Origin of the sequence: Konateibacter massiliensis (assembly GCF_900184995.1) — a bacterium.
In the GTDB taxonomy this organism is placed as follows: Bacteria; Bacillota; Clostridia; order Lachnospirales; family Lachnospiraceae; genus Lachnotalea; species Lachnotalea massiliensis.
This window is the reverse complement of the sequence record NZ_LT860098.1, coordinates 756697-773137: the sequence shown is the minus strand read 5'-3', so window position 1 is coordinate 773137 and position 16441 is coordinate 756697. Positions and strand designations below refer to the sequence as shown.

The following is a 16441-nucleotide window of genomic DNA, read 5'->3' as shown; positions in this document are numbered from 1 at the left end:
TTTGCCATTTTCAAAATATTCGTGATACCTCTGTTAAGAATTGCAGGTAAAGTGCCGAAATATATCGCATAGAGTTGTAAATACGGGAATTTCTGTATGGAGGGAATCATGAACGTAAATAATAACACCGAATTAAACAGTATTCAAAATAAATTGGAATTTAAAGGAACACAGAAGTCAATTGATAATGCAACGCAGAAAATATTTGGACAGGATATTTTTCGAAGGGATTCCTCTGACAGTAAAAATCAGATTTTTAAGCTGGGAGAAACCAGTCAAGAAGATATTATGGATGCGGTGTCAAACAACCCGTCTGAATTTGTAAGGGGCGCCTTGGTTGCACTTGGAAACACAGCTACCGGCACAGACTTATCAGAGCTTAACGAGGAAGGCTATGACACAGAGAAGGATAAGGTGGAGACTGTCGTCACAGTGACGGATAAGATACAAATTTATCTGGCAACGCACTGTGAGGATTTTGAGGCAACCGCTGATATCAGCAAGGAGGAGCTTGAGGCAGTTTCGGGAAGCTCCCAGACTGCGGCGGCTCTGGCGAAAAAGTTTCAGGAAAACAATATTCCTCTCACGAAAGATAATATGGAAGAATCGCTGGAGGCTTTGGAGATTGCTTCCCAGTTGAAACCACTTTCTGACGGTGCATCAAAATATATCATCAACAACGGACTTGCGCCGACAATTGAAAATGTATATAAGGCAGAATACAGCGGACTTGGCATAGAGGGCGGAACCTATGGTGCCGGGTATTTCAGCGAGGGCAGCGGTTATTATGGAAAAACCTCCGATGAATTTAATTGGAACGGCTTAAATGAGCAGATGGGCAAGGTCATTGAGAGTGCAGGATTAGAGGTAAACGAAGAGACAATGTCCGATGCGAAGAAGCTGATAGAGAATCATATTCCGCTCACAAAGGATACGTTGAGCCAGTATGAGGCGCTTAAGAATTTATCTCTTCCTACTTCTGAGGAGGATACGATGGAGAGCATCGTACAGGCATTGAATGCCGGAAGAAGACCTTCACAGGCACTTCTGACAGGTGAAGGTTCCTTTGCACAGAGAGCTGAGGAGGCTTGTCAGGTTATAGAAAAGACTACGGATGAGAACTTAAAGCAAGTGGTGGACCGAAATCTGCCGCTTACAATTGCTAATTTAAAGGCAGCGCAGGAGGAGAGTACGGCAACGGGTGTGCAAGCAAACAGCCAAACCGTAAGTACACAGACAACTGCTGCGTCGGCTGCAAACACGCAGGCAAGCAATACAACTGCAGGCGTTCAGGTGACAGAAGAAAATATTGCTCTGATTACGGCGAGAAGGCAGTTGGAGGAAATTCGTCTGCAAATGACATCGGAAGCCAATTACAGATTGCTGAAACAGGGAATATCCATAGAGACGACAGATTTACAGACTTTAATTAACGAGTTGAAAAATGCGGAGGATGCTTATTACAAGCAGCTTTTGAGCCAGGGTGATGTTGAGGAAACACAGGAGAATATCAATTCCCTGAAAGAAATATCAACAAAAATTGCGGACATTAAATACGTACCGAATACCGTTATCGGCAGTGTGGTTTCTGGTGAGACACCGAATACCATCAATGGAATCCATGCAAAGGGTACGTCTTTAAAGGCAACCTATGATGCGGCAAACCAGAGTTATGAAGCGTTGATGACAAAGCCTAGAAGTGATATGGGAGACAAGATATCGAAAGCGTTCCAGAATGTAGATGATATTTTGACCGATATGGGACTGGACACGACAGAGTCAAATCAGAGAGCAGTTCGGATTTTAGGTTACAACAGTATGGAAATTACAACGGATAATATCAATGCGGTAAAAGCGGCAGATGCCGCAGTCAACGAGACAATATCGAATCTGACACCAAAGGTTGTACTAAATATGATTCGAGAAGGTATCAATCCACTGGATATGAATATTGATGAGCTGAATAATCAGATTAGTGATATGAAAAACCAGTTAGGAGAGGATAACACGCAGGAAAAGTATAGCGAATTTCTCTGGAGAATGGAACAAAATGATGAGATAACGAAACAGGAACGTGATTCCTTTATCGGAATATACCGTCTGCTTAACAATGTTGAAAAGACGGACGGAGGGGTGGTCGGAGCACTGGTAAACCAGAATGCAAGCATTACGCTGAGCAATCTTTTGACCGGAGTGAGAAGCAGCCAGAATAAAGGAATTGACGTGAAGGTAGATAATAACTTTGGCGAATTGGAATCTCTTACTTTCCAGTCAACCTCCATCAGCGACCAGATTAACACGGCATTTGGCGGAAATTCAGCGGCAGACCAGGGACAGACGAAGCAGCAGGAAGAAAGCACTACCTACCACAACAATCTTGTGGATAAGGCACTGCGGGAGATTGCACCGGATAAGCTGACGCAGGTTTTTGAAAAGGGAACGATTACCGATATGCCGCTTGAACAGTTTGTGGATAAGCTTGTCGAGGCAAGAGCGGATGGCGAGATTACAAAGCAATTTTATAAGGAGCAGCTGGCTACCATACAGAAGGCTTCACAGGTGGAAAGCAGTGTGATTGAAATGCTTTCGGATTTTAAACAGCCAGTGACAATCAGTAATATTCTGGCAGCGGAAGCGATGATGAGCAAACGAGGAAGCATGTTTAAAAACCTCTTAAATGATCAGGAGGAAAGCACCGAGCTTACGGAAGCGATGGATAAGATTGCAGACTCTTTGACTTCCAAAGAGGATATGACAGCAGCTTATGAGGAGTTTGAAAACGCTGCAATATCTGTGGTGAACGAACAGACAGAAAAAGATGGGGTTACTTCATTAGACTTAAAGGAACTAAAGCTCTTAAGAAATGAAATAAGGCTCACAACAAATCTAAGCCGCGAAGAAAAATATGAAATCCCTCTCCAGATAGGTGATGAAATAACATCTATGAATTTGACGGTTATCCGCGGAACAAAGGAAGGTCAGGTAACTGTCACGATGGAAAATGAGGCCGTGGGAAAGGCAGCAGCCCAGTTTACTCTAAAGGGAAGCAGTGTCACGGGCTACATTGCAGTGGATAATGAGGAAGGACTTGAGCTGTTAAAGCAAAATGGTGAGGAATGGCAGGCACAGCTTGCAGCCTCCGGATTGGAAGCAGACAAAATTGACTATATTACAAGCAAGAGCTTAGATATTAATAAGTGGAAAGATGGTCAGGAAAAGAGTGGGGAAGATACGGGCATAAGCACAAAGGATTTATATAGTGTGGCAAGAGCCTTTGTAGTATCCATGCAAAAGACAGCAGTCTCGTAACAGGAAAATGGAAGAAAGGCTAAAGTTTTGAGGAAAATAAACCGATAAAACTATTAGTTGAAAAAGTGAAGTACAAATAAGTACAGATGGAGGGACTATGAAGCTTACTTATAATATATCTGCAATTATTGCAAACAACCAATTAAAAAGCACGGAAAACAGACTTGCAAAGTCAACGGAAAGATTATCCTCGGGGTATAAGATTAACAGCTCGGAAGACGATCCGGCAGGACTTGCCATTGCAAAGAAGTTAAGGGCTCAGATTAAAGGACTTGAGAATGCTTCTCAAAATGCTTTGGACGGAGTTTCGGTATTACAGTCAGCTGAGGGTGCATTGGAAGAAATAAATACAATTGTACAAAGAATGCGTGAGCTTACAATACAGTCTTTGAACGGAACATATGCGGACGGTGACAGAGAGAGTATTCAGTTAGAAGTAGATTCGCTGACAGAGGAAATTGACCGTCTGGTAAGAGATACAGAATTTAACGGGCAGACCTTATTAAATGGGAATATGTCTTACCGTGGTTTTACAGATTCACCGTCTGTTACGGTGAGTTCTTATTCAAAAAATGTTGCGTCGCAAAATTATGCAATTGAAGTGCTCACAGCACCGGAAAAGGCAATTGTTCAGGGAGCAGGTTCGGTAGGTCTGTCAGACCCGGTTACTGCGGCAGAGGCAGGAACTATCACAATTAACGGTGTGGAAGTTGAGATTGAAGAAGGAGATACAGCCGACGAGGTTTATGAAAAATTACGAAACGGTGCCAAAATCGCGGATGTAAATCTTTATGCGATTGACAATACAACCGCTGCAAATACATATACAGATGCGACAAGAGATTCTGCCGGATACACAACGGTTTCTTTTGCAAACAATACAACGACGTTGTTATTTGTTTCAGAAGAATACGGTTCAGATACCCATGTGAATATAAGCTGCGAGAATGCAACCTTATTAGCGGCTTTAGGACTTGATACTTTGGCAGATGCAGACGGCAATATCAGTGAAATCGGAGTGGATGCCGAGGTTAAATTGGATATCGGTACAGGTTTTTCCACGACGGCAACCTATGCTGCTGACGGTGACGAAGTGACAATTACGGATAGAAACGGCTTTGAGATAAATCTTACGGTACAGGGCGATACACTTACCAGAATGGCTGATGACCCGACACTTAAGGCGACTGTAAATATCGAAGCGACCGGAATGGGTTCCATGATTCTTCAAATCGGAGCAAATCAGGGGCAGACCATTGATATTGTACTTCCTGATGTTTCAGTAAAAGCATTGGGACTTGACAATTTGAACATGATAGGCGAGGAAGGCTTGAATCGTTCTTTGACGGCAATTGACGATGCGCTTACCAAAATCCAGTCAGCGAGAAGTACGGTAGGTACCTACCAAAACCGCTTAGAATCTGCGGATAGCAGTATTGACGCAACATCCTTTAACTTAGAAGAGGCGTTCTCCAGAATCATGGATACGGATATGGCGGAAGAAATGACAAACTACACAAAAGAAAATGTGTTAATGCAGGCGGGAACCTCTATTCTTGCACAGGCGAATGACCAACCGCAGACAGTATTGCAGTTGTTAAGCTAAGAGGCATATTATGAAGAAAGAAAAAATATCCGATTTTTCTATGCGTATCACACAAAGTAACCGCAGCCAGCTTGTTGTTGTGATTTATGATATGACATTGGAATATATTGATGAAGCGATGGAATACTACGGGCTTGGCAAAATAGACGAGTTTGTGGAAACCACGAAAAAAGCAGGAGCATGTATTCATGAGCTGATGTCGGCATTGGATACAAAATATCCGATTGCCGTGGAATTAATGCAGCTGTATATTTATATGAATAAGCTGCTGATTCAGTCCGCAATAAAAAGAGAGCCGCAGGATTTTGATGCAATCAAGAGAATGATAGGAAAGCTTTCAGAGGCCTTTGGGGAGGTTTCAAAGGGAGATAAGTCTGCTCCTCTTATGGGAAACACCCAACAGGTTTACGCAGGACTGACCTACGGAAAAGGAACACTATCAGAGAACTATGCCAGCCCTGAGACGAACAGAGGCTTTCGCGTATAAAAAGCGGCCAAATCTCTCATTTATGAGGGATTTGGTTGCTTTTTGCCCTGAATACCTACTGTCATGTAGTGAATTTTCGTTTTGCATTCGTACCCGGCAGGTTGTAAAGTAACTACTTTTTTAAAAAGCTAGAATAGATTGAAAAGGAATTGACAAAAATATAAAAAGAGAGTATGATATGAAATATAATTTAATAAATGGACTGTAACTCTTCGGGAGGCATAACTATAAATTTGACTTTATAATTATGCGCTTTGAAGGGTTTTTTTATTTGGAAAAAGAGGTGAAGATATGCTTAGTATATTTAAAAAGAAGATAGATAAGAATTTGTATGCTCCGGTTGATGGAAAGTGTATTGATATTACTGAAGTTAAGGATAATGTGTTTGCAACGAAAACCATGGGAGATGGGGTGGCTATAGAACCATCAAATAATGTAATTTGTTCTCCCTGCAACGGCGTCATTACCATGCTGTTTCCGTCAAATCATGCATTTGGAGTAAAAATGGACGACGGAAAAGAAGTGTTGGTTCATATTGGTATAGATACGGTTAAACTAAATGGGAAAGGTTTTAAAGCTTTTAGGAAAGAAAAGGATAGGGTTAAGGCAGGAGATCCGGTTATTGAGTTAGATAAAGATTTATTGATAAGTAAGGGATATGACGTAACAACAATACTTGTGATAACGGATGCTGCTAATGATATAATTACCAAAATAAATATGAACCGAAAAGTTTTATGTAATGATAAAATTATTTGTTGTTAGTTTGAAGGGGGGATAGAATGAAATTATTAAAAAAAATAAATAATAATTTTGCTCTTGCTTTAGACAGCTATGGAGAAGAAATCATAGTTTCAGGAAAAGGTGTTGGTTTTATGAAAATGCCTTGTGAATTGGAGGACTTATCTCAAATCTCTAGAACCTTTTATGATATTAATGATAAATATATAGAACTGATTAATGAAATACCGGAAGAAGTGCTGAAAGTATCTATTGAAATAGTTGATTATGCAAAAAGAAAATTAGGAAGTAAGTTAAATCCAAATTTGATTTTTACATTAGCAGATCATTTGAATTTTGCCATCGACAGACATAAAAAGGGGATAACGTTTGACTTTCCGTTGAGTTATGATTTTAGGCTTTTTTATGAAAAAGAAATAGATGTTGGAAAATATGCACTAAAAATTATTGAAAGTAAGATGAATATTAAACTGCCCAAAGAAGAAATTACTGGAATTGCAATGAATATTGTAAATTCGGAGCTATATTTATTAAACGGTAATGCAGGGCATGATTCAGACAAACTGATGGAGGGAATTACCAAGATTGTTGAAAACTATTTTAATATAGAAATTAATAAAGAAACAGCCAGCTATTCCAGATTTGTGTCACATTTGCAGTGCTTGTTTAAAAGAATAGCGGAGAATAAATCTATTGCAAGTGAAAATAAGAAGTTGTTATTGTCAATGATAGAAGAAGTACCAGAGGCATATGAATGTGTATTACAAATAAGCAATTATTTAAATAGAAAGAAAAATTGGATATTAGATGAAGAAGAGACTTTATATCTGATGCTTCATGTAAATCGTGTATGTTCACGTGAGGACTGTTACCGGCAGGGCATAACCTCAGAAACATAAAAGGAGTTTCCTTGTTGTGTTTCTGAGGCTTTTTTTAGGCAAAAGCGATTCATAAGCGCGCGTGTATCGTTTGCATATAAAACTATGTTTATGTAAAGGAGAAGAATTATGGCAAAAAAATATGAAGAACTTAGTGAAATAGTTCTTAAGGCTATTGGAGGTAAAGAAAATATTACATATTTTCAACATTGCACGACCAGACTACGTTTTAATTTAAAAGACAGGGCATTGGTTGATTTGAAAGCGATCGAAAATGCCGACAAAGTGTTGGGAACCCAGTGGTCAAACGATGAATTACAAATTGTTATTGGACCGGCAGTTGCAGAAGCATATGCTACAATTTGCGAATTTGCCGGAATAACAAAAGAAAAAGTGGTTGAAGAGAATTTAGATACAAATTTAACAAAAAAAAAAGTTACAGTCAAATCTATTTTAATGGGTATGATGGATGCAGTATCAGGTAGTATTACTCCTCTAATTCCAATGATGATTGGCGGAGGTATGATAAAGGTTATCTATATGATAGCCAATATGGCAGGTATTTTGCCGGAAACAAGTACGACTTATCAGTTTTTATATTGGCTGGGTGACTCGTTTATCTACTTTTTCCCTGTATTCTTAGGTGCAACAAGTGCCAAAAAATTTGGCACCAATATGGGAATAGGTATGTTATTGGGCGCATTTTTAATTTATCCGAGTTTTATTGCCGCTGCAACTGATGGAACAGTAATGACAATTTTTGGATTGCCTGCATATATAACGAATTATTCTTCTACTGTAATTCCTATCATCATTACAGTTTATGTGTTAAGTAAAGTAGAAAGATTAATAAATAAAATTTGTCCTGATATGTTAAAGTCATTTTTGGTTCCAACGGCATCTTTACTGATTATGTTGCCGATTACGTTAGTTATTACAGCGCCAATAGGCTATTATGTCGGAACATATGTTGCGGCAGCAGTAATATGGGTATATGAAACGGTTGGTTTCCTTGGAGTAGCTATATTGTGTGCCTTGCTGCCATTGATGGTAATGACAGGAATGCATACTATGATGACCCCATATTGGACGCAGGCTTTTGCTTCATTAGGATTAGATCCATTTTTCCTTCCGGCTATGATTCTATCTAATTTCAATCAGTTTGCTGCAAGTTTAGCGGTTGGCTTTAAGGCTAAATCTCCAAAGATTAAGTCTACAGCGTTTTCTTGTGCGACAACAGCAATTATTGGAGGTGTTACAGAGCCTGCAATGTTTGGTATTACTTTTAAATACAAAAAACCATTATACGCGGCAATGATTGGTAATGGGGTGGCAGGTTTGATTGCGGGAATAAAAGGAGTGGCATGCTATGCATTCCCTGGCTCTGGCGGAATTTTTGCAACGGTTACTTTTACAGGTCCTGGTAATAATATAATCTGGTTTCTTATAGCCGCAGTTGCAGGAATGGGAGTGACGTTTGTTTTGACATTTATTTTTGGAATTAATGAAGAGGAGCAGCGGGCATAATAAAAAAAGTGCAAAATTGAAACGGTATTATAAAAGTTTTTGTTACTACAATCATAAATTGAAAGAAAGGAAATGTGTGATACTTAGTTTTTACAAATATCATACAAGGTGAGTAAATGAGTTTTTCAAAGGATTTTTTTTGGGGTGGAGCAACGTGTGCAAATCAATCTGAAGGTGCGTTTATGGAGGATGGAAAGCTAGACTCAACAATAGATCATCTTACTCTTGGTTCAAGAACTGAACCGAGACTTTTCACCGAGACTATTGAAAAAGACATTATCTATCCATCTCATACTGCAATTGACTTTTATCATCATTATAAAGAAGATATAAAGTTATTTGCTGAAATGGGCTTCAAAATATTTAGAATGTCAATCAATTGGACAAGAATATATCCACATGGTGATGAGTTAAAACCGAATCAGAAGGGGTTAGATTTTTATAGAAGTGTTTTTGAAGAATTAAAAAAGTACGGAATTGAACCCTTGGTTACTATTTCACATTATGAATTACCTTTTCATTTGTCTAAAGAGTATGATGGTTGGTATAACCGCAAGTGCGTTGATTTCTATTTAAAATATTGTGAAACGTTATTTAGTGAATATAAAGGACTCGTAAAGTATTGGCTTACCTTTAATGAAATTAACAGTGCTGCTATTGACGGTAATGCATATTTTTCCGCCGGAATTTATTCAGTAAGAGAAAAGGGAATGTCAGCGGGAATTATACCGGGGGAAGAGGACTTAGACCAATTAAAAAAGGAAATGCAAAGTGATAAATTAAAGCAGTATCAAGCTTTACACCATATGCTGGTAGCCAGCGCAAAAGCAATTGCTTTGGGGCGCGGTATTGATAGCAATTATCAGTTTGGATGCATGATAGCAGGTATTTGTCAATATCCACTGACCTGTGATCCGAAAGATATGCTGTTAACGCAGTCTGAGAGACAAAATGTATTTTATTTCTGTGGAGATGTTCAGGTAAGAGGCGCATATCCGGGATATGTAAAGCGTTATTTTAGAGAACATGATATTGCGATTGAACTTGATGCTGATGATGAAAAGGCATTAAAAGGAGGCTGCGTAGACTTTTTCACATTTAGCTATTACTCCACCGGCTGTGTAAGTACACATGATCAGGAAGATAAAACTGCCGGAAACTTAATTTTTGGGATTAAGAATCCATATTTAAAAACAAGCCAATGGGGATGGCAGATTGATCCGGATGGATTAAGATATTTTTTAAATGAAATTTATGATAGATATCAGCTCCCAATTATGATTGTCGAAAATGGTCTGGGTCAGGATGATAAACTGGAAGAGGACAACAGCATTCACGATCCGTACCGTATCGATTATATGAGAGGTCATATAAAAGCAATGAGTGAAGCGATTGAAGACGGTGTTGACCTTATTGGCTATACGCCGTGGGGGTGCATTGACATTGTTGCAGCCAGCACCGGCGAAATGAAAAAAAGATATGGCATGATTTATGTAGATGCAAATGACGAGGGAAAAGGTACATTTAATCGATACAAAAAAGATTCCTTTTACTGGTACAAAAAAGTGATTGAGTCGTGTGGAGAAGATTTATCATAGTTAATATATAGAAAATAATAAAAACGGCTAAAATCCATAGATTGAGATTTTAGCCGTCCTTTATAATTTGGTATAGAATGAAGCTGCTGCTCATAGCTAAATATTAGTTATTTTGCAACAGATTCTTTTTATGAAAATTTCTCTAATTCATGCTGTTTTACCCGCTCATACAGAAATTTATATTTTTTTTGAACTGCATTCAGCTCATAAATGCAACTGTCAATCAAATCCGGATCAACAACGTTTTCAAAATTAGAATATGCAACGTCTAAATCCACTTTTGCTCGTTCCAAGTCAGATAACAGGCTGAGTCGTTCCTTGTTGTGATAGATTTGAAGTGCGATAGCTTCATCTTTTATCGGTGGTATAATTTTAATATTGCTCAAGAACTCTTTTATCAATATATCCCTGCTTTCTTCACTTACAAATGGCTAAACCATGTTTAGCTGTTAATAATTACCTCTTTTTACTAGTATAGTGCAAAATAAATAAATATATACATTTTGGGTAATAAATTAAACAAACTAACATATATTTATTTATAGACTAGTTATGCAAGAGAGGATAAGAAATGAGTCTGGAGCAAGCAGTTATTTTTATACTTGTGATTTGTGCAATCGTTCTTATTATAGTATTTGCTAAAAATAAAGTAGAATTACTTGTGAATGTGATTCTCCGAATGATTTTCGGAGCGATTGGCATTCATATTCTCAATGCCTTTCTTTTGACAAGTGGGGTAAATATTTTTGTCGGCATAAATATAGGTACAGTAGGAACGATAGGTGCACTAGGGGTTCCGGGCTTTGCCCTGCTGTATGCGATTGCTTTATTTCAGTATATTTAGAAAGCAAAAAAATATTCTACTTATTAGCAACTAATAAATTTGTTGCTACGTGGAAAAATAAAAGCATTATTCCTATAATTAATTGTGACAAGTATCATAAATATAGGTTTTTCCCATTTTTGTGCGCTTGGCTGTAAAAAGAAGTCGAAAACAGTCTTGAAAATAAGCTGGACAAATCCAAAAAGCTAATATATAATAAGCTCAATCAAAACAAATCTATAAACTTTTATGCATTCTGCATAGAAGCTTTCCAATTTTTTAATTGAATAAGAATCAAGGTTAGGGGTGATAAATTGGTAAATTTTTAGTTGTGTCCCTTGTTGCTATTATTGCGTTAATTATGGATTTTTCTACCGGAAAAGTCAGTAATAAGCTGATACTGGCAGGATTTTTGATGGGTTTTGTCTGCACGGTCTTATTTGGAGGAGAAAATAAAATAGCAGACGATTTGTCAAGTGTTGAATACAAAGCGGCAGGTTATTTAGCTGGTGTTGTTATGCCTGTAGTTGTGTTGTTTCCGGTATTTCTGACACGCGGCTTGGGAGCAGGGGATATCAAGTTATTTGCAGTCATAGGAGGAGTTATCGGCTGGCAGGAGGTGTTGGGGTGTATAATACTGGCACTTGTTATTGGAGCAGCTCTTTCAATCGGGAAAATTATAATTCATAGGACTTTCTTTGCTTCCTTTTTAAATATTGCACATTATGTAGCTGCGGTTTTTCAAAGCAAAGGTGGTCAATTTCCGGTGATTTCGAGAGAACAATGCAGTACCATTCATTTTACTCTGCCAATTTTAATCAGTGTTTTATGTTATGTGGGAGGAATGATATGACAAACAGAACCATTGCAATATGTGACGGCGAGGCGGCATACGCATACAGTCTAGCAGATTTTTTTAACAGCAAAAGCAGTATATTTTTTGCGGAAGCATTTACAGAAGAAAAGAGCATCTTGGATTATATAAGGGAAAACTTTGTAGATATTCTCCTCATCAGTGACAGAATGAATATGGAGCTTGCCAATCAGAAAAATATCGGTATGACGATACTTATCTCGGAGCAAGAGGCGGTGCTGGCTGGCAAAAAGTATCCGGCAATCTATAAATACCAATCAGCTAAAGCAATTTTAAAAAATATCATGAACTTTTATGCAGAGAGAGAGGACGAGCCGCTGTCCATTTTGAATAAAAAGTGCAAAATTATCGGTGTCTATTCCCCTGTAAAAAGAAGCATGAAAACTTCGTTCTGTCTGGCGATGGGCCAGATTATGGCAAGGGAGAGGGCGGTACTTTACTTAAATTTGGAGGAATACTCAGGTTTTTCCTTGCTTTTTCAGAAGGAGTATAAGGCAGATTTATCAGATGTTATCTATTATCTCAGACAAGACAAATCCAATATACTGGTAAAGCTGGAGGGGATAGTCGAGTCCGTGAACAACTTGGATTACATTCCTCCGGTGTCGTCGCCGACGGATATTTGGGAGGTAAAAAAAGAGGAATGGCAGAGGCTTTTCCGGGAGATAAGCACAAACAGCAAATACGATACGGTCATTGTGGACTTTGGGGACGGGGGACACGGACTTTTGGAGCTGCTTGGCGAGTGTGATCAAATTTATGTGCCGGTTCGTGAGGATTATCTCTCCAATGCCAAGATAGAACAGTTTGAAAGACTTTTGACTAAGACTGGCTATGAGTTTCTTCTTTCCAGCATGAAAAAGATAAAGCTGCCCTATCACAATAGCTTCGGAAGCAGGGAGTGCTATGCGCAGCAGCTTGTCTGGAGTGAGCTTGGTGATTATGTGAGGGGGGTGATACGCTAGAGCGTTATGGAAGAGAGAGCAATAAAATATTTAAAAACGATAAGAAATTATGTGCTTGAGCAAATGGATATTTCAAGGGAGGTATCCGATACGGAAATTTATGAGATGATTGACCGTTTTATTATTGAATTGTCAAAGGAGGAGTACATCGGGTTGGAAAGTAAAAATATCCTTCGCATGGAGGTTTTTAATTCTCTGCGAAAGCTTGATATTTTGCAGGAGCTGGTGGATGACAATACGGTGACGGAAATCATGGTAAATGGCACAGATAACATATTTATTGAGCGGACAGGACATCTGTACCGATGGGAGAAAACATTTGAGAGCAAGGACAAGCTCTTAGACGTCATCCAACAGATTGTGGCTAGGACGAACCGGGTGGTAAACGAATCAACACCGATTGTGGATTCCAGATTGGAAAACGGAGCAAGAGTAAACATTGTGCTGTCGCCCGTTGCAATTAATGGCCCGATTGTCACAATTCGGCGCTTTCCGGACAAGCCAATCGGCATGGAGGATTTGCTGAGATGGAATTCGATTAGTAAGGAAGCAGCCGATTTTTTGGAAAAGCTTGTTATTGCAGGCTACAATATCTTTATCAGTGGGGGAACCGGCTCCGGCAAAACCACATTTCTAAATGCATTGTCAAATTTTATTCCCAAGGACGAAAGAATTATTACAATTGAAGATTCAGCAGAGCTGCAGATTTTAGGAATTGAAAATCTGGTTAAGCTGGAGACAAGAAATGCCAACGTGGAGGGTTGCAGTGCCATTTCTATCCGTGATTTGATTAAGTCGGCACTTCGTATGAGGCCCACCAGAATCATTGTCGGAGAGGTAAGAGGAACGGAGGCGATTGACATGGTGCAGTGTTTAAACACGGGGCATGACGGCTCGCTTTCAAGTGGGCACGCAAACAGCTCACGGGATATGTTAAGCCGACTGGAAACCATGATTTTAATGGGAATGGATATTCCGCTTGAGGCGGTGAGAAGGCAGCTGCAGTCGGGAATTGACATCATTGTTCATCTTGGAAGGCTTAGGGATAAAAGCAGAAAGGTCTTGGAGATTGTGGAAATCACAGGCTTTGATAACGGCGAAATTATAACCTCACCTCTGTATGAGTTTGTGGAAACCGGAGATAGGAAAAAGGAAGAGGTTATTGGGATTTTAAATAAAACAGGGGAGCTGAAATACAGAGACAAGCTGAGAGCTGCGGGAATTGAGCTGTAAATCGGAGTACATTCGCACATAAGAGAGCAAACTACGCTCTCTAAGTGCTAGGGGCAAGGAAGCTCCGATTTCCTAAATTCGAAAGGACCTCATTAAAGAAATCGGAGTACATTCGCACATAAGAGAGTAAACTACACTCTCTAAGTGCTCATAGCAGCAGGGGGGAAAGATGATAGATTATAGCAAATATAAATTTACGAAAGCGGAGGCTCTTTTTTATGGAGGGGAATGGCTTGGGCTTTGTGGTGTGGTTGGCTGGCTTTTTTATCACTCGGTTATTGCGGTAATGATACTGTTTTTGTTCTTAAATTTTTTTTATGAGGATAAGAAGAGAGGATTATTAGAAAAAAGAAAAAAAGAGCTTAATCTACAATTTAAGGATGCCATCAATAGTTTATCCGGCGCTCTGGCGGCAGGTTATTCGGTGGAAAATGCGTTTGCGGAGGTGTATGAGGAGTTATGTTTAGTCTATACAAAGGATGCTCTTATTATGAAGGAGCTGTATCATATCATGCGAAGACTTGAGATGAATGAGACGATAGAGGTGCTTCTTCTTGATTTGGCAAACCGGAGTGGTGATGAGGATATCAAGAGCTTTGTAGAGGTGTTTACCATTGCAAAGCGGTCAGGCGGCGATTTTACTGCCATAATTGATATGACAGCAAACAGCATTACAGGAAAAATTGAGGTAAAAAGGGAAATTGATGTACTTTTGGCAAGCAAAAAGCTGGAGCAAAAGATTATGAATATGATTCCAATGCTCATTATTCTCTACATAGGAATTACCTCAAAAGGCTATTTTAATATCCTGTATAAAAATGTATTTGGAATTATCGTTATGACAATCTGTCTTGGAGTTTATCTTTTTGCCTATTTTATGGGCAGGAGGATTGTGGATGTGGAGGTGTGAGAGCGTGATTGGAATTGGAGTTATGTTATGTTTTTTTCTCATCTTTTTCCTATTTAGAAAAACAGATATTACATCATACAGCCCCTCCTCAAAGCTTTTTGTTCCTTTCTATAAGGTGAGTGTAACAATTGTAGAGACGGTATTTCAGAGAAAAAAAGGGATGTTTAGGAAAGGGCTTCTAAAGCCTCAGGTGGTGGATAAGCTGAAACAGATTAACCCAACGGACCGCACCTCGATGCATATTAAGGGATATTACGCAGAAAAAATTGCACTTTCTCTTCTCATCATATTTACGGGAAACGCACTTATGCTTCTTACCGTTTTGGGACAGATGGGTGATGGAATTCTGATTGAGGATAAATATATCGAGAGGGGAAGTTATGCGGAGGGAAAGCAATCGAAGGCGCTTACCGCGTCCATTGAAGAGGAAGAACAGAGTATACAGGTTAATATTAGCGCGCAGAAGTTGACGAAAGAGGAGATATTAAAACTGTTTGAGCAGGTCAAGGAAATGCTTCCAACTAAGATAATGGGAGGTAATTTTTCCTTGGAGGAGGTAAGGAGTAACTTAAAGCTTCCATCCAAAATAGAGGGTATTCCTGTCACAATTGAGTGGGAAACTGATAATTTTGACGTGCTTGGAACAAGTGGAGAGATTGCAAATGAGGATTTGGAAAAGGAAGGTGTCAGCGTCAGGCTGACGGCAACCTTGAGTTATCAGGAATATTCGGATGATTGTAATATCTTGGTAAAGGTTTTGCCGCCTCTTTTATCCGAAGAGGAAGAGCTTATGAAGCAGTTGTCTGAGGAGATAAATATTGCAGACGAAAGCAATGCAACAGAGCAGTATATGGAGCTTCCATTAAATGTAGCGGGAAAGACAATTGTATGGAAAGAGCCAAAGAGTAGTACAGGAGCAATCATAGGTGCACTCGGTGTATTGACATCTATTTTAATTTACTATGGAAAAGACAAGGATTTGGAAACGAAGATAAAAATGAGGGAAAGGCAGCTTTTATCCGATTATCCTGATATTGTAAGCAAGCTGACCTTGCTTTTAGGCGCAGGCATGACGGTGAAGAGTGCATGGCAGAAGGTGGCACTCGATTACCGAGAGAAGAAAGAGAAAAACAAGAAATACTATCGCTATGCCTACGAGGAAATGCTTATCACTTATTATGAAATGATGAGTGGAGTATCGGAGGCAAAAGCGTATGAGGAGTTTGGAAAAAGGGCGAAAAATCAACGCTATTTAAAGCTATCATCCTTGATTACGCAAAATCTGCGAAAAGGTTCAAGAGGTTTATCCCAAATATTGGGGAATGAAAGTCTGGATGCCTTTGAGGACCGCAAGGCATATGCAAAAATAGCCGGCGAGGAAGCCGGAACAAAGCTTATGATGCCTATGTTTTTAAATCTCATACTGGTGCTTATCATCATTATGATTCCCGCATGTATGTCCTTTCAAATGTAATATATAAATTTAAGAA

At 39.1% G+C, this 16441-nt stretch carries 14 protein-coding genes; 13 read left to right on the top strand and 1 reads right to left on the bottom strand.

Annotation, left to right across the window (positions count from 1 at the left end; all coding sequences use genetic code 11):
- Nucleotides 1-108: 108 nt before the first annotated feature.
- The 7 genes from CTY48_RS04790 (at nucleotide 109) to CTY48_RS04760 (ending at nucleotide 10146) form a co-directional block, all read left to right on the top strand.
- Complete coding sequence (locus CTY48_RS04790) at nucleotides 109-3309, top strand: DUF6240 domain-containing protein (RefSeq protein WP_099467376.1); 3201 nt, start codon at nucleotides 109-111, stop codon at nucleotides 3307-3309.
- A gap of 97 nt (nucleotides 3310-3406) precedes the next feature.
- The gene (locus CTY48_RS04785; protein ID WP_099467375.1) at nucleotides 3407-4915 is read left to right on the top strand and encodes a flagellin N-terminal helical domain-containing protein; all 1509 of its coding nucleotides are present in this window, start codon (nucleotides 3407-3409) and stop codon (nucleotides 4913-4915) included.
- Between the two features lie 10 nt (nucleotides 4916-4925).
- Nucleotides 4926-5402, top strand: coding sequence for a flagellar export chaperone FliS (locus CTY48_RS04780; protein ID WP_099467374.1), 477 nt, complete (start codon nucleotides 4926-4928; stop codon nucleotides 5400-5402).
- Nucleotides 5403-5693: 291 nt separating this feature from the next.
- Nucleotides 5694-6167, top strand: coding sequence for a PTS sugar transporter subunit IIA (locus tag CTY48_RS04775; protein WP_099467373.1), 474 nt, complete (start codon nucleotides 5694-5696; stop codon nucleotides 6165-6167).
- A gap of 17 nt (nucleotides 6168-6184) precedes the next feature.
- The gene (locus CTY48_RS04770; protein WP_099467372.1) at nucleotides 6185-7042 is read left to right on the top strand and encodes a PRD domain-containing protein; all 858 of its coding nucleotides are present in this window, start codon (nucleotides 6185-6187) and stop codon (nucleotides 7040-7042) included.
- Between the two features lie 108 nt (nucleotides 7043-7150).
- Nucleotides 7151-8548, top strand: a complete 1398-nt coding sequence (locus CTY48_RS04765) for a PTS transporter subunit EIIC (protein ID WP_099467371.1) — start codon at nucleotides 7151-7153, stop codon at nucleotides 8546-8548.
- 116 nt (nucleotides 8549-8664) lie between these two features.
- Nucleotides 8665-10146, top strand: a complete 1482-nt coding sequence (locus CTY48_RS04760) for a glycoside hydrolase family 1 protein (protein ID WP_099467370.1) — start codon at nucleotides 8665-8667, stop codon at nucleotides 10144-10146.
- Nucleotides 10147-10274: 128 nt separating this feature from the next.
- Here the strand turns inward: CTY48_RS04760 and CTY48_RS04755 are convergent, their stop codons facing one another.
- The gene (locus tag CTY48_RS04755) at nucleotides 10275-10547 is read right to left on the bottom strand and encodes a YaaL family protein (RefSeq protein WP_236354731.1); all 273 of its coding nucleotides are present in this window, start codon (nucleotides 10545-10547) and stop codon (nucleotides 10275-10277) included.
- A 170-nt stretch (nucleotides 10548-10717) separates the two neighbouring features.
- Here CTY48_RS04755 and CTY48_RS04750 point away from each other — a divergent pair, with 170 nt between their 5' ends.
- The 6 genes from CTY48_RS04750 (at nucleotide 10718) to CTY48_RS04725 (ending at nucleotide 16425) form a co-directional block, all read left to right on the top strand.
- Nucleotides 10718-10990 carry a pro-sigmaK processing inhibitor BofA family protein gene (locus tag CTY48_RS04750; protein WP_099467369.1) on the top strand — a complete coding sequence of 91 codons (273 nt, stop codon included), beginning with the start codon at nucleotides 10718-10720 and terminating at the stop codon, nucleotides 10988-10990.
- A 310-nt stretch (nucleotides 10991-11300) separates the two neighbouring features.
- Nucleotides 11301-11822: an A24 family peptidase gene (locus tag CTY48_RS04745; RefSeq protein ID WP_099467368.1), complete on the top strand. Its 522-nt coding sequence runs from the start codon at nucleotides 11301-11303 to the stop codon at nucleotides 11820-11822.
- A complete protein-coding gene (locus tag CTY48_RS04740; RefSeq protein WP_099467367.1) occupies nucleotides 11819-12808 on the top strand; it encodes a P-loop NTPase family protein in 990 nt (329 codons plus the stop codon). The genes CTY48_RS04745 and CTY48_RS04740 overlap by 4 nt, the downstream gene beginning before the upstream one ends.
- A gap of 6 nt (nucleotides 12809-12814) precedes the next feature.
- On the top strand, nucleotides 12815-14041 hold the full coding sequence (locus tag CTY48_RS04735; RefSeq protein WP_099467366.1) for a CpaF family protein: 1227 nt from the start codon (nucleotides 12815-12817) through the stop codon (nucleotides 14039-14041).
- Nucleotides 14042-14210: 169 nt separating this feature from the next.
- Entirely contained in the window at nucleotides 14211-14951 is a 741-nt protein-coding gene (locus CTY48_RS04730; RefSeq protein WP_099467365.1) for a type II secretion system F family protein, read from the top strand.
- Entirely contained in the window at nucleotides 14938-16425 is a 1488-nt protein-coding gene (locus CTY48_RS04725; RefSeq protein WP_099467364.1) for an immunoglobulin-like domain-containing protein, read from the top strand. Before CTY48_RS04730 ends, CTY48_RS04725 begins: the two co-directional genes overlap by 14 nt.
- Nucleotides 16426-16441 lie beyond the last annotated feature (16 nt).